This window comes from Cronobacter sp. HA18003 (genome assembly GCF_011605905.1).
GTDB lineage: Bacteria > Pseudomonadota > Gammaproteobacteria > Enterobacterales > Enterobacteriaceae > Cronobacter > Cronobacter sakazakii.
Window position 1 is genome coordinate 1,608,318 of the sequence record NZ_JAANQO010000011.1, and the last position, 18,921, is coordinate 1,627,238.

Genomic DNA, 18,921 nt, shown 5'->3' on the forward strand with positions numbered 1-18,921 from the left:
TTCACTCAACGAGCTAAACCTCCATTATCTTTATAAAAATCAATAAAATATTATAAATATCCTTTTCAAAAATTATTCATTAATCTGATAACTTTCAGTGAGCTATTGATTGATAAGTAAAAACATTTAACTGCCCCCTACCCATCGGTATTAACCATCTGACTTGATAAAATCTCTTTGTTACCGTCACCGCCAGTGCTTTTCTGGTACTTTTTTTGGAACTTGCAGCGGCTTTTTACTTTTTACCCATGACGCCATGATTAAGAAAATAAGGCGAAAGGCTGCATTTACATTATCGTTATTACGCAAGCGCGTTTTAATCACCCACATGGAGCGTGGAGGAATATCCCCGACTCATTTCATTACTGCTTATTTTTGCGCGGAATAACCAGCGCGCCATAGTGTTTTTACTGTTTCTCAGCAAGAGAAAAACCGGTCTGCCTGCAATTAAGGCGGCAGGCTATTTTATTTTCTGTTAAATGAAGGATTATTTATGAAAATGTCTGTATCGTCGCCACAATATCGCATCAGCGCGCTTTGCCTGGGCACCTGGATGGCGCTCGGAATGGTGACTTACGCGAATGCCGCCATTGTGGTCGATCAACAAAAATCGCCTGATACCACGGTCAATGTTGCGGGTAATGGTGCGACAGTCGTTGATGTGAGCGCCCCTTCCAGTGGCGGCGTTTCCCATAACTACTACAAACAGTTCGACGTTAACAGCGCGGGTGTCGTGCTCAATAACGGTGCCGGCAGCAGTAACACGACGCTTGCGGGCAACGTCAACGGCAACGCGAATATGTCACACGGTAGCGCCAGCGTCATTTTAAACGAAGTGGCGTCATCCAGCCCCAGCCAGTTAAACGGCATGGTGGAAGTCGCAGGAAAAAAAGCGGCGGTCATTATCGCCAACCCGTCAGGTATTACCTGTGACGGCTGCGGTTTCATTAATACCAGTCGCTCAACGCTGGTCACCGGCACCGTTGACATGACCGCCGGCAAAGTCAGCAACTTTAAGGTCACTGACGGCAAAATCGTGATTACCGGCAAAGGGATGGACGATCGTGGAACGGACTACACCGATCTCATCTCTCGCTCCGCGGTTATTAACGCACAGTTGACGGCGCGCGAACTGCGTATCGTCACCGGCACCAATAAAGTTAATTATAAGACGCTGAATACGAAGAAAATCCTGCCGGATCTCTTTAGCGACGAGCCATCCCTGGCACTGGATGTGTCCAGTCTTGGGGGGATGTATGCCAATAAGATTCAGCTTATTGGTACGGAAAACGGCGTGGGGGTGCGTAACAACGGTATTATCTCTACTGCGGCGCAGGACATTTCTATTTCAGTAGACGGTAAGCTCGAAAACAACAATATTATTTCTGCGAATACCGATTTGCTGATCGATACCAACCAGCATGATGTCGATAACGATAATGGCCGCCTTCAGGCCGAACGTAATCTCGCCATCGCCAGCAGCAAGCTTGATAACAATAACAACGGCCTGATTACTGCTAAAGACATTAATATCAACACACACGGCAATACGCTGGATAATAACGGCAGGGGTATTATTGCGAGCGGCAGTATCAACATCGCTGCGGGTGATATTACCAACGGCAGCCGTATCACAGGCAATGATGACCTCACGATAAGCGCCGGAACGCTGAATAACCGCGGCGAAATAAGCGCCAATACGGTGTCTATTTCCGCAGGAAAACTCAATAACCAGGATCTGATTCAGGCGCAGCAGGCGCTGACGATTGTGAGCGACACGCTGGAAAACGAAAAAGACGGGCTTATCAGCAGTGGAACCGACACACGGCTTCAGACTCATGACATTCGCAACCGCGGCAAAATCTATGCGCAAGGCGCGCTGGATGCCTATGCGTCCCATTCGCTGGATAACGAACAGGGCACCCTTGCGGCCATCGGGAATATGACGCTGGATACCAAAACATTATCCAATACCGCCGGTAGCATTTTTAGCGCCAGACAGCTGGATATTGTTGCCGACAAGATTGATAACAGCGCAGGTTTATTTACCGAGGGAGGGACAATCGCCGGTAACACTGTTACGGTCAGCAGTGGGTATTTCAATAATGACAAAGGGACAGTGAAAGGTAATAAGATCTATCTGCAGGGCGATACGTTTGATATCGGTAACGGTCATATTGCGGCAACCGGCGATATTACGGTTAACGCGGATGACGATTTCTATGTCAATAACCACGGCTCCGTGGAATCGAAAGCAGGAAATATTAACATCAATGCTGCCGACAATTTCTCAAACGACGGCACCATCAAAGCGACCGGGGCGATTAACCTTAATAGCAGCACATTCTCCAACAAAGGCAGCATCTCTACCGGCGATAAAATCGCAATTTACGCGGCAAAATCGTTCGAGAATGAAAACCACGGTTATATCAACGGTCGCAACGGACTGTCGATTGAGGCGGTTAATACGCTGGATAACGAAGGTTCGCTCTATTCCTATGATACGATCACGCTGCGCTCACATAAAGTCACTAACCATAGCGGTGCTAAAATCTCCAGCGACGATAATGAGATCTTCACCGATCGCTTTGTGAATCATGGCCGCATCGAAGGGTATTACGATCTGCACGATTATTAATCGATTATTGCGATTCTGAAACCTGACGGAAAAACGAGTAGTCATCTGACTACCCGTTATTGTTTTAATGCGGCGAATCGTTATTCGATGCCTTTGCTGCGCAGATAATCTTCGTAACCGCCGGAGAAATCCACCACGCGTTCCGGGGTAATTTCAATCACGCGGGTCGCGAGAGAGCTGACGAATTCACGGTCGTGGGAGACGAAAATCAGCGTGCCCTGATACATTTCCAGCGCGGCGTTCAGCGATTCGATCGATTCCATATCCAGGTGGTTGGTCGGTTCATCCATCACCAGAATATTCGGCTTTTGCATCATCAGCTTGCCGAACAGCATACGGCCCTTTTCACCACCGGAGAGCACTTTGGCGGGCTTTTTGATGTCGTCCTGGCTGAACAGCAGACGTCCGAGAATGCTGCGTACCGCCTGCTCGTCGTCGCCTTCCTGCTTCCACTGGCTCATCCAGTCGAAAACGGTGAGATCGTTGTCGAACTCATATTCGTGATCCTGCGCGTAGTAGCCAATCTGCGCGTTCTCGGACCATTTCACGGTGCCGCTGTCCGGTTGCAGTTCGCCCACCAGCGTTTTCAGCATGGTGGATTTACCCACGCCGTTGGCGCCGAGGATAGCCAGCTTCTCGCCCACTTCCAGCAGCAGGCCGACGTTTTTAAACAGCGGGCCGTTATCGAAGCCTTTGGTCATGGCCTCCACTTCCAGCGCGTTGCGGAACAGTTTCTTGTCCTGCTCGAAGCGGATAAACGGGTTCTGACGGCTGGAGGCTTTCACCTCTTCCAGTTTGATTTTATCAATCTGGCGGGCGCGGGACGTCGCCTGACGGGATTTCGAGGCGTTGGCGCTAAAGCGGCTCACAAACGACTGCAGGTCCGCAATCTGGGCTTTTTTCTTGGCGTTGTCGGCCAGCAGACGCTCGCGCGCCTGGGTCGCCGCGGTCATGTATTCGTCGTAGTTGCCCGGATAAACGCGCAGCTCGCCGTAATCGAGATCTGCCATGTGGGTGCAGACCATGTTCAGGAAGTGACGGTCGTGCGAAATGATAATCATGGTGCTGTCGCGATCGTTCAGCGTCTGCTCCAGCCAGCGAATGGTGTCGATGTCCAGGTTGTTCGTCGGTTCGTCGAGCAGCAGGATATCCGGGTTAGAGAACAGCGCCTGCGCCAGCAGGACACGCAGCTTCCAGCCAGGGGCGACTTCGCTCATCGGGCCGTAGTGCTGCTCCAGCGGAATGCCGACGCCCAGCAGCAGCTCACCCGCGCGGGATTCCGCGCTATAGCCGTCCATTTCGCCATATTTCACTTCGAGATCGGCCACTTTATAGCCGTCCTCTTCGCTCATCTCCGGCAGACTGTAGATGCGATCGCGCTCCTGCTTCACTTCCCACAGTTCGCTGTGCCCCATGATTACGGTGTCCAGCACGGTATATTGTTCAAACGCGAACTGATCCTGACGCAGCTTACCGATGCGTTCGTTAGGGTCGAGCGAAACGTTGCCCGCGCTCGGCTGTAAATCGCCGCCGAGGATTTTCATGAAAGTGGACTTGCCGCTCCCGTTGGCGCCAATCAGACCGTAACGGTTGCCGCCGCCAAACTTGACGGAAATGTTTTCAAACAGCGGCTTACTGCCGAACTGCATGGTGACGTTGCTGGTAACTAACACGCGTAATTCCTGGGTAAGATGTGTGATAAACAACGCATTATGCCATAACTCCGAATTTATTTCCCCCGTCAATGGACTGACTACACTGACTCAGGAATGGGAAAAAAATGTGAATAAGCACACAACTCAATTCCCTGCCACGGAGAATGCACATATAATGCGCTCCCTGTATTGTTTCGTTCACTCTAACGGCCGGTCTGGCAACGATATTTGCATAACATGAAGATGAAATTACGCACGCTTTTAGTGGCAGCCTTCGCAGTCGTCGGGTTTTGTAAATCCGCCTCTGCGGTGACTTATCCTCTGCCGACCGACGGTAGCCGTCTGGTGGGTGAAAACCAGGTAGTGACGATCCCGGATGGCAATACGCTGCCGCTGGAAGATTTCGCCGCTCAGTATCAGATGGGGCTTTCCAACATGCTGGAAGCCAACCCGGGCGTTGACCCGTATCTGCCGAAAGGCGGCACCATTCTGAACATTCCTCAGCAGTTGATCCTGCCGGATACGCCGCATGAAGGGATTGTGATTAACAGCGCCGAAATGCGTCTGTATTACTACCCGAAAGGCACCAACACCGTTATCGTGCTGCCGATTGGTATCGGTCAGCTCGGTAAAGACACCCCGATCAACTGGGTGACCAAAGTGGAGCGCAAGCGCGCGAACCCGACCTGGACGCCAACCGCCAAGATGCACGCGGAATACGCGGCCGCGGGCGAACCGCTGCCGCCGGTGGTACCGGCTGGCCCGGATAACCCGATGGGCCTCTACGCGCTCTACATCGGTCGCCTGTACGCTATTCACGGTACTAACGCTAACTTCGGTATCGGCCTTCGCGTGAGCCACGGCTGCGTGCGTCTGCGTAACGAAGACATTAAATTCCTGTTTGAGAACGTGCCGGTCGGCACCCGCGTACAGTTTGTCAACGAGCCGGTGAAAGCGACCACCGAGCCAGATGGCAGCCGTTACATCGAGGTGCATAACCCGCTCTCTACCAGCGAAGATCAGATCAACAACAACGAACTGGTGCCGATTACGCTGACCAAAGCGGTCACGACAGTCACAAGCCAGAGCGATGTCGATCAGAACGTCGTTGAACAGGCGGTGCAGAACCGTTCCGGTATGCCGGTCCGTCTGAACTAATCTGCCGCAAGGCGATAAAAAAACCCCGCGCGCATCGCTGCCCGCGGGGTTTTTTATTGATGGTGAAAGCCCTTAGCCGCGCGGCGCGGGGCCAAACACGTCGTAGTCCGGCAGACGCACGTTCTGATAAGGCTCCCAGCCGCCGCCGAGTGCTTTATAGAGCGCGACCAGATCGAGACTGCTTTGCACCCGCGCCTGCGCGCGCTGCTGCTCGGCCTGTGCCAGCTGGCGCTGGGCGTCGAGCACGTCGATAAACGTGGCGATGCCTTTACGGTAGCTGTCGCTCGCCAGATCGAATGAGGTTTGCAGCGCCTCAAGGGTTTTCTCAAGCCCGGCCTCGCGCTGCTGGTCGGTGCGGTAGCTGACCAGCGCATTTTCCACATCGCTTAACGCTGTCAGCACCGTCTGGCGATACTGCAACGCCGCCGCGCCCTGCTCCGCGCGGGCAAGTTTCACGCTGGAGACCAGTCGCCCGCCCTGAAAAATGGGAATCGAAACCTGCGGGCCGAAGCTGTAAAAGTGGCTGCTCCAGTCGGTGAGGTAACTGGTTTCGCTGTTACGCATCCCGAACTGGCCCGAGAGCGACAGGCTCGGGAAGAGCTGCGCCACAGACACCCCGATTTGCGCGGTCGCGGCGTGGAGCCGTGCTTCGGCTTCACGCACGTCCGGGCGACGGCGCGCGAGCGTTGAGGGAATGCCCACCGGCACGATTTCCGGCAGCGGTGGTAACGGCTGCGCGGCCTGCAATTCTGCATCAAGCGCGCCCGGCGGCTTGCCAAGCAGCACCGCCAGCCCGTTCATCGCCTGACGCTCCTGCGCCTGATACTGCGGCAGCTGCGCCTGAAGCGTACCAAGCTGGGCGCGGGCATTTTCCACATCCAGCTGCGGCGACAGCCCGCTTTGCTGGCGGCTTTCCGTCAGCTCCAGCGTCTGCTGCGCTGAGGCGATCTGCTGATTCATGGTGGCGAGAATGCTCTGCGCGCCGCGCAGTTGCAGCCAGGCGCGCGCCACTTCGGCTTCCAGCGAGACCAGCGCGTCGTTGCGCTGCTCAATGGCCGCCTTCTGCTGCGCGTCTGCGGCCTCCACCTGGCGACGCACTTTGCCCCACAGGTCAATTTCCCACTGCGCGTCAAAGCTGCCCTGATAGAGGTTGATAGGCTGCGTCAGCGGCCCGAGCGCGGAACTGATTTGCGGATCGACCGCATCAAGCTGGCCATAGACATCATGCGATTTCAGCTCGCCTTCCAGACCAAGCTGCTGGCGCGTGGCGCGCACGTTGCCGTTGACCGCCGGGAAAAACGCGCCGCCCGCCTGGTTTATCTGTTCACGGGCCCCGGCGATACGCAGCACCGTTTGCTGTAGCGATAAATTACCGGCGATGGCGCGCTCAATCAGGCTGTCGAGCTGCGGCGATTTAAACGTGCGCCACCAGCGCGGGTCCGGCGCGGTGCTGCGCGCCTTCGATGCCACATCCGGCGCGTTCTGCCGGGCGGTTTCGCCGAAAGCGCCCGGCGTTACGGGCTCCGGCCGTTGGTAATCGGGGCCAACCGCGCAGCCTGCCAGCAGCAGCGCCAGCGCCGTCAGCGTAAAGGGGAAGGTCACTCTCCCGGACATATTAATGTGCTCCTGCGGAGCCTTCGCTCTTGATGGGCGAAAGCAATAAACAAAACGGAATCAACAGGATCGCCACCACGCTCAGCATGGTGAACACGTCGACATACGCGAGAATGCGCGACTGGGCAATCATGGTTTTATAAAGCTGCCCGGTGGCGATGCCGGTCGGGTCGCCGAGCTGGGCGGTGAAATTGCGCACCGCCTCGGCGCCGCTGCGTATCGCCTGCTGGAACTGTTCGTCAAAAGGCGTCATGTGCGCGCTCAGATGGGCGCTCTGCACCTGTGAACGTTCGGTAATCGCGGCGGTGGAGAGCGAAATTCCTATCGAGCCTGCGACGTTTCGGAACATCGTAAACAGCGCCGCCGCGTCGGCGTTAAGCTTCTGCGGAATGGTGATAAACGCAATCGTGGTAAGCGGCACAAACAAAAAGCCTAGCCCGATAGACTGCGCGCTGCGCATCAGCACCAGCGTTTCGAAATCGACGTTCGGCACCAGATTGCGTGACCAGAAAAATGACACGCCAAGGCAGAGGAAGCCGAACGCGATTATCCAGCGGGTCTGCACCAGCGGCATCAGCTTCAGCACAATCGGGATGGTAAAGACAATCAGCACCGCGCCGGGCGAGAGTATCAGCCCCGACCAGGTGGCGGTGTAGCCGAGATCCTGCTGCGCCAGCTGCGGAATAACCACCGAGCTGCCGTAGAGGATCAGCGCCATGCCCGCCATCAGCACGCTGGAAACGGCGAAGTTTTTATCCCGCACGCAGTGCAGATCCACCACCGGACGGCGGGTATAGATGAGCCAGTAAATCGCGCCGACAATCCCGATAAGCGTCAGCACCGCGAAGGTGCGGATAAAATCGGACGCGAACCAGTCTTCGTCTTCACCGCGATCGAGCATCACCTGAAGGCAGCCGAGACCCAGCGCAATCAGCCCGATGCCCGTCCAGTCGACCGGGATTTTCTCTTCGGACTTTTTCTCCCACGGCGGGTCTTCCAGCAACTGATAGACCGCCAGCACGCAGACGATGCCGACCGGAATATTGATGAAAAAGACCCAGCGCCAGGAGTAGTTATCGGTTATCCAGCCGCCGAGCGTCGGGCCAAGCACCGGGGCGACAATAATCGCAATTGAGGAGAGACCGAACGCCTTGCCGCGATCTTCCGGCTTGAAGTAATCGAGCAGCACCGACTGCTGCGTCGGCTGAAGGCCGCCGCCGAAAAAGCCCTGCAAAATACGAAACAGAATAATTTGCCAGAGCTCAGTGGCGATGCCGCACAGAAACGAGCAGACGGTAAACATCACAATGCAAATCAGGAAAAACTGTTTGCGCCCGAACAGCCGGCTGAAGAATGCCGACAGCGGCAGCACGATGCCGTTCGCCACCAGATACGAGGTCAGGACCCACGTCGATTCGGAATAGCTCGACGACAGCGACCCGGCGATGTGCGGCAGCGCCACGTTAACGATAGTGGTGTCGAGGATTTCCATGAACACCGCGATCGTCACGACGATCGCGACGGACCAGGGGTTGCTGGCCGGACGCCAGCCGCTGTGGGCCTGCTCGCTCATTCCACCGTCACCTCAGGCTCGACGGACAGCCCCAGCGGTAGCGGCTGGTTCCAGTTCTCAAGCCCTTTGTCGATAACGATTTTCACCGGCACGCGCTGAACGATTTTCACAAAGTTGCCGGTGGCGTTTTCCGCCGGGAACGCCGAGAAGCGCGAGCCGCTGCCCTGCTGAATGCTCTCGACATGGCCCTCAAGTTCCAGGTCGGGGAACGCATCTACAGAGATCTCGACTTTATTGCCAGGCCGCATCCGCTCAAGCTGCGACTCTTTAAAGTTCGCCACCACCCAGATATCCGGCGAGACAATCGAAAAGAGCGCGCTGCCCGCCTGCACCAGCGTGCCGTTCTGGACGTTACGCTTCGTGACATAGCCGTCGAACGGCGCGCGCACTTCGGTATAAGAGAGATTCAGCTCGGCCGTTTTTAACTGCGCACGGGCCTGTTCCACCTGGCTCTGGCGCGCTTCGACGTTGGTTTCCTGCTGACGAATTTGCAGTTGCACCTGCTCGGCCACTTCCAGCTGCGCCTGCGCGTTAGCAAGGCCCGCTTCGGCGCTGCGCAGTTGGGCGTTGGCAGCGTCGATGTTTTGTTTCGAGGTGGCGCGCGGGTCAACACCGCGCTGGCGCTGATATTCGGCGCGGGCGTTGGCAAGCTCCGCCTGGGCGCGCAGCACCTGCGCTTTGGCCTGATCGCGCTGGGCCGGGTACTGCACTTTGGCGAGCGCCAGTTGCGCCTGCGCCTGATGGAGCTGCGACTCGGCAAGCGACAACTGCGCCTGCGCCTGATCGCGCTGTGCGGTGGCGTCGCGCGGGTCGATAACCACCAGCAGATCGCCTTTTTTCACCCGCTGGTTATCTTTCACGCGCAGTTCCGTGACATACCCCGCCACTTTCGGCGCGACGGTCACGGCATCACCTTCAATAAAGGCATCGTCAGTGGTTTCAAGGTTTCGGGTCATAAACCACCAGATGATGGCCCCGATAACCATAATGACAACAACAATACCGAGAATAATCAGCGGCTTTTTACCGGGGCGCTTGCGGTTTTCACCGTCGCCTTTCCCCTTGTCCTTACCGCCATCCTCAGTTTTGCTGTTATCGTCTTGTTGATCCTGACGTTTCTCTTCGTCAGCGTTGTTATTGTGATTTTCCGCCATAGTTCAGCAACAGTCCTGTAAGTTAACACCATCACAAAATACCGTTTACTAAACTTAGGAGCAGTCTATACATTTGCCAGGAAAAACTGACAAATTAGCATTATCTGAGAAACAGTCCCCACAGTAGCGCATACCCCACCAGCGCAGACCACAGTAATAGCGGCAGCGAATAGAGATGAAAGCGCCACCAGATGCGGCGGTCAGCCGCCATACGCAGCGCAATCAGGTTCGCGAGCGAGCCTGGCAGGAGCCCGAATCCACCGATGTTGACCGCCCAGGCGAGCAGCGTCGTCGGCGGTACATAGTTGAGCAGCAAAATAGTCGCGGGCACGTTGCTGATAAACTGCGACAGGCCGATGCCCAGCGCATACAGACCAGCGGGCGGCAGTTGCGAAACATGATGCAAACTGGACGTAAGCGCAGGCAGTTTGGTCAGCAGATGCACATCGATAAACATCGCCACAAAGACCAGCAGCAGGCTCCAGTCAATGCTGATAAGCACCCGGCGCGCCACCAGCAGGAACCCCACCGCCACCAGCGCCAGCCCCCACAGGGCGATATTCAGCTCCAGCGCGGTTAAAAACACGATGTAGAACGCAAGGCAGCTCCAGACCAGGCGCGGCTGCCACTCGTGCTGTTTATCGTGCGACTGATAATGCAGCGCCTTGCCCGGAAAGCAAAACCAGCAGAGCAGCAGCAGGCTCGCCATCAGCGCCAGCGCAAGCGGTGCCATGTGCAGAATAAATTCTCCAAACGCGAGGCCCGAGCGGCCCCATAAGAGAATATTTTGCGGGTTGCCGATAGGCGTCAGCAGCGAACCGGCATTCACGGCCAACGCTTCAAAAATAATGAGGCGGTTAACCGGAATGGCGCAGAGTTTTTTCAGCGTCAGCGTCAGCGGCACCACGATAAACAGCGCCACGTCATTAGTTAAAAAAGTGGAGAGCAGTGCGGCGGCGCAGACCAGAAAGAGCGCCAGGCTGCGCTCTGTCGAAAAACGCCGCACCAGACGGCGGCCCAGCACGTCGAAATAGCCGCTCAGTTCAACGCCTTTGGTCAACATCATCAGCCCGGCAAGGGTAATGATGGTGCGCCAGTCGACGGCCTGCGGCCACTCGCGCGGCGCGAAAGGCACAAAAAAGGAGAGGATCACGCCGGTAATCAGTAAAAGCTGGAAAAACCGGTCATGCAGAAAAGGACGCGCGAGGCGAAGTAACATGATTATTCGAACCCGTTTTGCTGGCTGAAACGACGAAAGACCTCAAGCGTCTCTTCGCTGACATGGTGCTCCATCCCTTCGGCGTCGCGTCGTGCGGTATCCGGGTTAACGCCGAGTGCCAGCAGGAAGTTCTCAACGATTTGATGTCGTTCGCGGCTCTGCTGCGCCAGCGTTTCGCCTTCCGGCGTCAGAAACACGCCGCGCCACGGGATCTGCTCAATCAGCCCTACAGAGGCAAGACGCTTGAGCATTTTCGCAACGGTTGGTTGCGAAACACCAAGACGCGCCGCCATATCTACCTGACGCGCTTCGCCCACCTCCCGAATGAGATCGGAAATCAGCTCGACGTAATCGTCGATAAGTTCGCGGCGGTGGGCTTCACGTACCTGGCGAAAGCCTTCCACATGTTCTTCGACATTGACCAGCTGCGTCACTTTCATGCTGCTCTGCTTACCTGCCCGACGGCTCATTGATACTTCCTCATTACAGTGGCGCGATACGGTTAACGCTGTTTGCGGGCCATTGTAAACCACAGATTCACGAGCACAAAAAATTAACGCGTTAGCCATAGCTATATAACATAGCCTGTGCTATATCTGTATGTAATGCGAACAGTCGTGATGTTTACTGACTGTGAGACGCGGAGGTGTGGTATGAACGAATTAATGAGGTGTCTGAACGTGTTTACTCACTCCCCCTTTCAGGTGCGGCTGCGGCTGCTGAATATGCTGTGCGATATGTTTAATCCCAAACCCCAGCCAGGGCAGGATGATAACGGGCAACAATAACCCGCTCCCCTTTCCCACGCGCTTGCCATTTTTTTGTCATTTTTTTGCGTTATCCTGAGCCCTGGCGCTCCTCACGTTGGCTTTAACCTCTCTTTTGGCGAAATTTGCAGCCTTTCTCGCAAACTAGTTGGTTTCCCCCCGTTGCTATTCTTTTCGTGCGGCTCTATCTTCTTGCAGCCCTGCTCTTACGACGATACCGAATGCGGATCTCCCTCCCTTCTGGTCCAGCACTCTGACGGGCGAATACCCTTGACGCCAGGGTTTACGCATGGCGTTTCGTTGAATCCGTACTATGAATCTAACGCTAAAAAATACTCTTGCTGCGCGCGGCATCGCTCTCGATCCGTGGATTGGCTTCTATTTTCTGCAATCGTTATTAATTAATTTCGCTCTGGGTTATGAATTCAGCCTGCTGTACGCCATCGCGTTTTGCTGCGTGCTGCTGCTGCTGTGGAAAACCGCGCCGCGCGCGCAGAAAGGCCTTTTAGCCGTCTGCTCTCTGGTGGCCGGGCTCTATTTCCCTTTCGGGCAGACCTACGGCGCGCCGAACTTCAATACGCTGCTGGCCCTGCACGCCACGAATATGGAAGAGTCGACGGAGCTGTTGACGATTTTCCCGTGGTACAGCTATCTGGTGTCGCTGTTTATTTTTACGCTCGGCATTATCGCGTTGCGCCGTACACCGCAGGCACCCTCGCGCTGGCAGCCGTTCGACAGCCTCTGCCTTGCGGTCAGCATGGTGAGTTTTTTCGTTACGCCAGTGCAAAACCAGCTTTACGGCGGCGTTTTCGCGCTGAAAGACAGCGGCTATCCGGTGTTTCGCTTTGTGAAAGATGTGGTGGTGAATAACCGCGAAGTGCTGGAGGAGCAGCAACGCATGGAGGCCCTCTCCAGAATGAAAGACTCCTGGAATGTGCTGGCGGTCGCACCGAAATATCACACCTATGTGGTGGTGATAGGCGAGAGCGTGCGCCGCGACGCGGTAGGCGCCTTTGGCGGCCAGTGGGATAACAGCCCGTTTGCAAGCCACGTCAATGGCTACCTTTTTACCGATTACATCGCGGCCAGCGGGTCAACACAGAAATCACTGGGGCTGACGCTTAACCGCGTCGTCGATAATAAACCGCAATATCAGGATAACTTCGTCACGCTCGCTAACCGCGCCGGTTTTCAGACCTGGTGGTTCTCCAACCAGGGGCAGATTGGCGAATATGACACTGCCATCGCCAGCATCGCTAAGCGCGCCGATGAAGTGCATTTCTTAAAAAGCGGTGATTTCGAGGCGGATAAAAACACGCGCGATGAAGCGCTGCTGAAGATGACGGCTCAGGTGCTGGCAACGCAACGCCCGCAGCCCCAGCTTATCGTGCTGCACCTGATGGGCTCACACCCCCAGGCCTGCGACCGCACCCAGGGCAAATATGACGAGTTTGTGCAGTCGAAAGAGACCTCCTGCTATCTCTACAGCATTCGTCAGACCGACGACCTGCTAAGCAAGCTGTACCAGCAGTTGCAAAACAGCGGGCAGAGCTTCTCAATGGTTTACTTTTCCGATCACGGGCTTGCCATCAAAGAGCGCGGCAAGGCGGTGCAGTACCTGGCGCACGACGATAAATTTCAGCAGAATTTCCAGGTGCCGTTTATGGTGTTGTCGAGCGATGACAAAGCCCACCGCATTATCAAAGCGCGGCGTTCAGCCAATGATTTCCTGAGCTTTTTTGTTCAGTGGACGGGAATCAAAGTGAAAGAGATTGCGCCGAAATATAAATTTATTTCCGGGCTAAAGGCGGGGCCGGTGTTTGTCACTAACTTTAAACTTAACAAGGTGAGCTATGATCACCTCGGTACGGATCTGTTTGACGCGCGTACCCGTTAATACGGCAAATGCGATGCGCTGCATGATGTGCAGATAAAAAAAATCCGCCCGTGGGCGGATTTTTTCATCACCGAAGTGATTAGAAGCGGTAACCCACACCTGCGATCCAGGTGCCGATGTCGGTGTTACGCACACGGCTCTGCTCGTAGGAGAAGTCCAGAGCTACGTCCTGTACCGGGTTGAACTGCAGACCTGCGCCATAGGAGAAGCCGTAGTCGCTGGTGTCTGCTTTATCAGTGCCGTTGGTAGCCTGTGCTTTATCGTAACCAACACCCACTACGCCGTAGATGCTTGCCCAGTCATTGATACGGTAAGCCGGACCCGCGGTGATGCCGTAGTACTGGTTTTTACCATATACGCCATCTTCAGTGCGGTCTTTTTCGGTGTAGGTGAAAGAACCGATCACGCCCAGCGGGTTGCTGTCGTCGAACTCATAACGGTATTTCAGGTTGAAACCGTTCATTTTGTTCATCACGCCCTGAGCGTCGCTCTGCGCGTAGCCACCGGTAACGGTAGCGGTGCCAGCAACAGCAGAACCTGCGGAAACGGCCAGAACACAAGCCAGTGCTGAAAGACATGCAATTTTTTTCATAACCACCTCAAATGTGCTTCAAGTAAGTCCTAAGATTTAAATATATCAAAACCCAGCAGGAAACTCTTTGTTGTTCGCGTTGTCTAATGCGCTCTTTCCTGTAACAGAACGTTTCCGCCCGCGTCTATCCTGCTAAAAACACTGGATTTTACCAGGCGGGAATCATTATCGTCTCAGGTTACGCACGACTGCATCCGGATTATTCCTAAACGCGACTGCGCATTTTTTGCGCTGACGGAAGTATGATACCGGTTATTTCGGGTGCGTTTATCAATGATTGCTCAACCACCAGAGAGTTAAATACAGTAAGCTATCGCATTTACTTATCTTTAACTTTTACAGGTGCAGGATGCCAACGTTACCCCGTAAAACGCCTCTCTGGCTGCCCGTTATTGTGCTCATCGTTGCGATGGCGTCGATTCAGAGCGGCGCTTCGCTTGCCAAATCGCTGTTCCCGGTAGTGGGCGCGCCTGGCGTCACCGCGCTGCGTCTGGCGCTCGGCACGCTGATTCTGGCCGTGGTGTTTAAACCCTGGCGGCTGCGCTTTACCCGCAGCCAGCGCATGCCGCTGCTGATCTATGGCCTGGCGCTGGGTGCGATGAACTATCTCTTTTATCTGTCGATTCGTACCGTGCCGCTGGGCATCGCCGTCGCGCTGGAATTTACCGGCCCGCTGGCGGTGGCGCTGTTTGGCTCTCGGCGTCCGGTGGATTTTCTGTGGGTAGCGCTTGCGGTGCTTGGGCTGTGGTTCCTGCTGCCGCTCGGACAGGACGTCACGCATGTCGATCCGCTCGGTGCCGCCTGTGCACTGGGCGCGGGCGTATGCTGGGCCATCTATATTATCGCCGGGCAGAAAGCGGGCGCGGAGCACGGCCCGGCGACCGTCGCCCTCGGGTCGCTCATTGCGGCTATCGTTTTCGTGCCCATCGGCGCGGCGGCGGCGGGCGAGGCGCTCTGGCACTGGTCAGTGCTGCCCGCCGGTATTGGGATCGCCATTCTTTCTACCGCGCTACCCTACTCGCTGGAGATGACGGCGCTGACGCGTCTGCCCACGCGTACATTCGGTACGCTAATGAGTATGGAGCCGGCACTGGCAGCCTTTACCGGCATGATTTTTCTGGGCGAGACGCTGACACTGGTGCAATGGCTGGCGCTGCTGTCGATTATTATCGCCTCTGTGGGATCAACCCTGACGCTCAGACGTGAAACGCAGATAAAAAGCCTCGACATTGATTAAAAAAAATAATTATTTCCCGGCACGGTTGATGCTGTGCCGGAATAACCTTTTATGACAGTTTTAAGATATTTCCGCGTTGCGACTCATTCGCTTTTAAAATATCTACGCGCGCGCTTCGTCATTAATCACGCCCTGATTTTAGCGCTATAAAAATACTTACAAAATTACACAACCATCTGTTCCTTAAGCAAAAATAAAGCAAACATACCCTTGCTATTTATTTGATAGGTACAGCCTCGCCAGCAAAACCAAAACACGGTGCTATACTTAATTCCGTAATTTCCTGGGACACAATCATCAAGAGGATATGAAATTATGGGTACCGCTAAACTGGTTAAAACAAAGGCTTCCGATCTGCTCTACACGCGTAACGATGTAGCTGACAGCGACAAAAAGGCCACCATCGAGCTGTTAAACCGCCAGGTGGTTAATTTCATTGACTTGTCGCTGATTACTAAACAGGCACACTGGAATATGCGCGGCGCTAACTTCATTGGCGTGCATGAAATGCTGGACGGCTTCCGTACCGCGCTGACCGGTCATATGGATACCATCGCTGAACGTGCTGTACAGCTGGGCGGCGTGGCGCTGGGCACCACACAGGTGATCAACAGCAAAACTCCGCTGAAAAGCTACCCGCTGGACATCCACAGCGTTCAGGATCACCTGAAAGAGCTGGCGGATCGTTACGCTATCGTCGCCAACGATGTGCGTAAAGCCATCAGCGAAGCGCAGGATGAAGACACGGCTGATATCTTCACCGCCGCGTCCCGCGACCTGGATAAATTCCTGTGGTTTATCGAATCGAACATCGAATAATTCGATAACCGACCAGACGCTTTACTTATCACGCCCTCTCCCTTGCGGAGGGGGTTTTGCACTATAAAGGGGCATGCTTTTGCCCTCTCCCACCGCAAACGTTATCTATTTGTAATAATCCCCTCACACAATCGTTAACCAGAGATTGTTTTATCACCGCTTTTCAGGCTAAAAAGGCTATCCACCCGATGGCTCGCCCTGACGCACTATTTTGGTGCGCCATTGTGGTGCATGGCTGTTGAAAAAGCGCGCAATTTGTGCAAAAGGACTTTTTTCTTGCCTTTCAAAACAGCGGCTTGTAAAACTGGCATGATTTTTTCATGCAGCGCTATGTTCTTATCGGGGATCGCCCCGCGGATAAATAAAGGAAATGCTATGAAGTCTGTTTTTAAAGTTTCCCTGGCAGCCCTGACTCTGGCCTTTGCGGTCTCTTCTCAGGCGGCGGATAAGCTGGTTGTAGCAACCGACACCGCGTTTGTTCCCTTCGAATTTAAACAAGGCGATAAGTATGTCGGCTTTGATGTCGACCTGTGGGCCGCTATCGCTAAAGAGCTTAAGCTCGACTACACCTTAAAACCGATGGATTTCAGCGGCATTATTCCGGCGCTGCAAACCAAAAACGTTGACCTGGCGCTGGCTGGCATCACCATTACCGACGAACGTAAAAAAGCGATCGACTTCTCCGACGGCTACTACAACAGCGGCCTGCTGGTGATGGTAAAAGCGAATAACAACGACGTGAAAAGCGTGAAAGATCTCGACGGTAAAGTCGTTGCTGTGAAGAGCGGTACCGGCTCGGTGGATTACGCGAAAGCGAACATCAAAACGAAAGATCTGCGTCAGTTCCCGAACATCGACAACGCGTACATGGAGCTTGGCACCAACCGTGCTGACGCCGTGCTGCACGACACGCCAAACATCCTTTACTTCATCAAAACCGCAGGCAACGGCCAGTTCAAAGCGGTAGGTGATTCTCTGGCGGGCCAACAGTATGGCATCGCGTTCCCGAAAGGCAGCGACGAGCTGCGCACCAAAGTCAACGGCGCGCTGAAAACCCTGAAAGAGAACGGCACCTATAACGAAATCTACAAAAAATGGTTCGGCACTGAGCCAAAATAATAATTCTTATTAAGCAGTTATCATCAGTCAGGGGCGGCCTTCGCCCCTGCTATTTTTGAACCACGGTAACACAGGAAATCATCATGCAGTTTGACTGGAGCGCCATCTGGCCTGCCATTCCCCTCTTACTTGAAGGCGCCAAAATGACCTTATGGATTTCGGTCCTCGGTCTGGTGGGCGGTCTGATAATCGGTCTGGTGGCCGGTTTCGCCCGCTCGTTTGGCGGCTGGATTGCAAATCATATCGCACTGGTCTTCATCGAAATCATCCGCGGCACCCCGATTGTGGTGCAGGTGATGTTTATCTACTTCGCCCTGCCGATGGCGTTTAACGACCTGCGTATCGATCCGTTCACCGCGGCAGTGGTCACTATCATGATCAACTCGGGGGCGTATATCGCGGAGATCACCCGCGGCGCGGTGCTTTCTATTCATAAAGGCTTTCGCGAAGCGGGCCTGGCGCTGGGGCTGTCGAAGCGTGAAACCATTCGTCACGTGATCCTGCCGCTGGCGCTGCGTCGTATGCTGCCGCCGCTTGGCAACCAGTGGATCATCAGCATTAAAGACACCTCGCTGTTTATCGTTATCGGCGTCGCCGAGCTGACCCGTCAGGGCCAGGAGATCATCGCGGGCAACTTCCGTGCGCTTGAGATCTGGAGCGCCGTTGCGGTGATTTACCTGATCATTACCCTCGTTCTGAGCTTTGTTCTGCGTCGTCTGGAAAGAAGGATGAAAATCCTGTGATTGAATTTAAAAATGTCTCCAAGCACTTTGGTCAAACCCAGGTGCTGCACAATATCGATTTAAAAATTAACCAGGGTGAAGTGGTGGTGATTATCGGGCCGTCCGGCTCCGGCAAATCCACGCTGCTGCGCTGCATTAACAAGCTTGAAGAGATTACCAGCGGCGATCTGATTGTCGATGGCCTGAAAGTCAACGACCCGAAAGTCGACGAGCGCCTGATTCGCCAGGAAGCGGGCATGGTGTTCCAGCAGTTCTACCTGTTCCCGCATCTGACGGCGCTGGAGAATGTGATGTTCGGGCCAATCCGCGTGCGCGGCGCCAGCAAAGCGGAAGCCGAGAAGCTGGCGAAAGAGCTGCTCGCGAAAGTGGGCCTTGCCGAGCGCGGTCACCATTACCCATCCGAGCTCTCCGGCGGCCAGCAGCAGCGTGTGGCGATCGCCCGCGCGCTGGCAGTGAAGCCGAAGATGATGCTGTTTGATGAGCCGACCTCCGCGCTCGACCCGGAATTGCGCCACGAAGTGCTGAAAGTGATGCAGGATCTGGCCGAAGAAGGCATGACGATGGTGATCGTGACTCACGAAATCGGCTTTGCCGAGAAAGTGGCCTCGCGTCTGATCTTTATCGATAAAGGCCGCATCGCCGAAGACGGCAACCCGCAGGCGCTTATCGAGAACCCGCCAAGCCCGCGCCTGCAGGAGTTTTTGCAGCACGTGTCGTAAGGTTTTCATCATGACGA

Annotated in this window: 16 protein-coding genes; 9 read left to right on the forward strand and 7 right to left on the reverse strand. The window is 54.9% G+C overall.

Annotated elements, in window-relative coordinates; translation table 11 throughout:
- Positions 1 to 493 precede the first annotated feature (493 nt).
- On the forward strand, positions 494 to 2,638 hold the full coding sequence (locus G6041_RS08715) for a filamentous hemagglutinin N-terminal domain-containing protein (protein WP_041460563.1): 2,145 nt from the start codon (positions 494 to 496) through the stop codon (positions 2,636 to 2,638).
- Between the two features lie 80 nt (positions 2,639 to 2,718).
- Here the strand turns inward: G6041_RS08715 and G6041_RS08720 are convergent, their stop codons facing one another.
- Positions 2,719 to 4,311 (reverse strand): ABC-F family ATPase, encoded by a 1,593-nt coding sequence (locus G6041_RS08720; protein WP_007902094.1) that lies wholly within the window; start codon positions 4,309 to 4,311, stop codon positions 2,719 to 2,721.
- Between the two features lie 219 nt (positions 4,312 to 4,530).
- Here G6041_RS08720 and ldtB point away from each other — a divergent pair, with 219 nt between their 5' ends.
- Complete coding sequence (ldtB, locus tag G6041_RS08725; protein WP_004388448.1) at positions 4,531 to 5,451, forward strand: L,D-transpeptidase; 921 nt, start codon at positions 4,531 to 4,533, stop codon at positions 5,449 to 5,451.
- Positions 5,452 to 5,523: 72 nt separating this feature from the next.
- Here the strand turns inward: ldtB and G6041_RS08730 are convergent, their stop codons facing one another.
- The 5 genes from G6041_RS08730 to mntR form a co-directional block, all read right to left on the reverse strand.
- Positions 5,524 to 7,065, reverse strand: a complete 1,542-nt coding sequence (locus G6041_RS08730; protein WP_012125271.1) for an efflux transporter outer membrane subunit — start codon at positions 7,063 to 7,065, stop codon at positions 5,524 to 5,526.
- A gap of 1 nt (position 7,066) precedes the next feature.
- Entirely contained in the window at positions 7,067 to 8,638 is a 1,572-nt protein-coding gene (locus tag G6041_RS08735) for a DHA2 family efflux MFS transporter permease subunit (RefSeq protein WP_007792070.1), read from the reverse strand.
- A complete protein-coding gene (locus G6041_RS08740; RefSeq protein ID WP_012125272.1) occupies positions 8,635 to 9,792 on the reverse strand; it encodes an HlyD family secretion protein in 1,158 nt (385 codons plus the stop codon). Before G6041_RS08740 ends, G6041_RS08735 begins: the two co-directional genes overlap by 4 nt.
- Before the next feature lie 100 nt (positions 9,793 to 9,892).
- Positions 9,893 to 11,011: an anion transporter gene (locus tag G6041_RS08745; protein WP_012125273.1), complete on the reverse strand. Its 1,119-nt coding sequence runs from the start codon at positions 11,009 to 11,011 to the stop codon at positions 9,893 to 9,895.
- Between the two features lie 2 nt (positions 11,012 to 11,013).
- Positions 11,014 to 11,481: a manganese-binding transcriptional regulator MntR gene (gene mntR, locus G6041_RS08750; RefSeq protein ID WP_004388452.1), complete on the reverse strand. Its 468-nt coding sequence runs from the start codon at positions 11,479 to 11,481 to the stop codon at positions 11,014 to 11,016.
- 183 nt (positions 11,482 to 11,664) lie between these two features.
- Between mntR and mntS the strand changes: the two genes are divergently transcribed.
- Both mntS and G6041_RS08760 read left to right on the forward strand, forming a co-directional pair.
- Positions 11,665 to 11,799: a manganase accumulation protein MntS gene (gene mntS / locus G6041_RS08755; protein WP_007848577.1), complete on the forward strand. Its 135-nt coding sequence runs from the start codon at positions 11,665 to 11,667 to the stop codon at positions 11,797 to 11,799.
- A gap of 292 nt (positions 11,800 to 12,091) precedes the next feature.
- Positions 12,092 to 13,675, forward strand: coding sequence for a phosphoethanolamine transferase (locus G6041_RS08760; RefSeq protein WP_012125275.1), 1,584 nt, complete (start codon positions 12,092 to 12,094; stop codon positions 13,673 to 13,675).
- Positions 13,676 to 13,754: 79 nt separating this feature from the next.
- Here the strand turns inward: G6041_RS08760 and ompX are convergent, their stop codons facing one another.
- On the reverse strand, positions 13,755 to 14,267 hold the full coding sequence (ompX, locus tag G6041_RS08765; protein WP_004388453.1) for an outer membrane protein OmpX: 513 nt from the start codon (positions 14,265 to 14,267) through the stop codon (positions 13,755 to 13,757).
- A gap of 349 nt (positions 14,268 to 14,616) precedes the next feature.
- Here ompX and rhtA point away from each other — a divergent pair, with 349 nt between their 5' ends.
- The 5 genes from rhtA (at position 14,617) to glnQ (ending at position 18,904) form a co-directional block, all read left to right on the forward strand.
- Positions 14,617 to 15,504, forward strand: a complete 888-nt coding sequence (rhtA, locus tag G6041_RS08770) for a threonine/homoserine exporter RhtA (protein ID WP_007902071.1) — start codon at positions 14,617 to 14,619, stop codon at positions 15,502 to 15,504.
- Between the two features lie 315 nt (positions 15,505 to 15,819).
- Entirely contained in the window at positions 15,820 to 16,323 is a 504-nt protein-coding gene (dps, locus tag G6041_RS08775; RefSeq protein ID WP_007768605.1) for a DNA starvation/stationary phase protection protein Dps, read from the forward strand.
- 375 nt (positions 16,324 to 16,698) lie between these two features.
- The gene (glnH, locus tag G6041_RS08780) at positions 16,699 to 17,442 is read left to right on the forward strand and encodes a glutamine ABC transporter substrate-binding protein GlnH (RefSeq protein ID WP_007782268.1); all 744 of its coding nucleotides are present in this window, start codon (positions 16,699 to 16,701) and stop codon (positions 17,440 to 17,442) included.
- A gap of 83 nt (positions 17,443 to 17,525) precedes the next feature.
- Positions 17,526 to 18,185, forward strand: coding sequence for a glutamine ABC transporter permease GlnP (gene glnP / locus G6041_RS08785; RefSeq protein WP_004388457.1), 660 nt, complete (start codon positions 17,526 to 17,528; stop codon positions 18,183 to 18,185).
- Positions 18,182 to 18,904 carry a glutamine ABC transporter ATP-binding protein GlnQ gene (gene glnQ, locus G6041_RS08790; RefSeq protein ID WP_004388458.1) on the forward strand — a complete coding sequence of 241 codons (723 nt, stop codon included), beginning with the start codon at positions 18,182 to 18,184 and terminating at the stop codon, positions 18,902 to 18,904. The genes glnP and glnQ overlap by 4 nt, the downstream gene beginning before the upstream one ends.
- Positions 18,905 to 18,921: the final 17 nt, after the last annotated feature.

What these genes read in the sequence shown, in the direction of transcription:
- G6041_RS08715 (WP_041460563.1), top strand. Translation starts at nt 494, where the DNA reads ATGAAAATGTCTGTATCGTCGCCACAATATCGCATCAGCGCGCTTTGC.
- ldtB (WP_004388448.1), top strand. Translation starts at nt 4,531, where the DNA reads ATGAAGATGAAATTACGCACGCTTTTAGTGGCAGCCTTCGCAGTCGTC.
- G6041_RS08730 (WP_012125271.1), bottom strand. Translation starts at nt 7,065, where the DNA reads ATGTCCGGGAGAGTGACCTTCCCCTTTACGCTGACGGCGCTGGCGCTG.
- G6041_RS08735 (WP_007792070.1), bottom strand. Translation starts at nt 8,638, where the DNA reads ATGAGCGAGCAGGCCCACAGCGGCTGGCGTCCGGCCAGCAACCCCTGG.
- G6041_RS08740 (WP_012125272.1), bottom strand. Translation starts at nt 9,792, where the DNA reads ATGGCGGAAAATCACAATAACAACGCTGACGAAGAGAAACGTCAGGAT.
- G6041_RS08745 (WP_012125273.1), bottom strand. Translation starts at nt 11,011, where the DNA reads ATGTTACTTCGCCTCGCGCGTCCTTTTCTGCATGACCGGTTTTTCCAG.
- mntR (WP_004388452.1), bottom strand. Translation starts at nt 11,481, where the DNA reads ATGAGCCGTCGGGCAGGTAAGCAGAGCAGCATGAAAGTGACGCAGCTG.
- mntS (WP_007848577.1), top strand. Translation starts at nt 11,665, where the DNA reads ATGAACGAATTAATGAGGTGTCTGAACGTGTTTACTCACTCCCCCTTT.
- G6041_RS08760 (WP_012125275.1), top strand. Translation starts at nt 12,092, where the DNA reads ATGAATCTAACGCTAAAAAATACTCTTGCTGCGCGCGGCATCGCTCTC.
- ompX (WP_004388453.1), bottom strand. Translation starts at nt 14,267, where the DNA reads ATGAAAAAAATTGCATGTCTTTCAGCACTGGCTTGTGTTCTGGCCGTT.
- rhtA (WP_007902071.1), top strand. Translation starts at nt 14,617, where the DNA reads ATGCCAACGTTACCCCGTAAAACGCCTCTCTGGCTGCCCGTTATTGTG.
- dps (WP_007768605.1), top strand. Translation starts at nt 15,820, where the DNA reads ATGGGTACCGCTAAACTGGTTAAAACAAAGGCTTCCGATCTGCTCTAC.
- glnH (WP_007782268.1), top strand. Translation starts at nt 16,699, where the DNA reads ATGAAGTCTGTTTTTAAAGTTTCCCTGGCAGCCCTGACTCTGGCCTTT.
- glnP (WP_004388457.1), top strand. Translation starts at nt 17,526, where the DNA reads ATGCAGTTTGACTGGAGCGCCATCTGGCCTGCCATTCCCCTCTTACTT.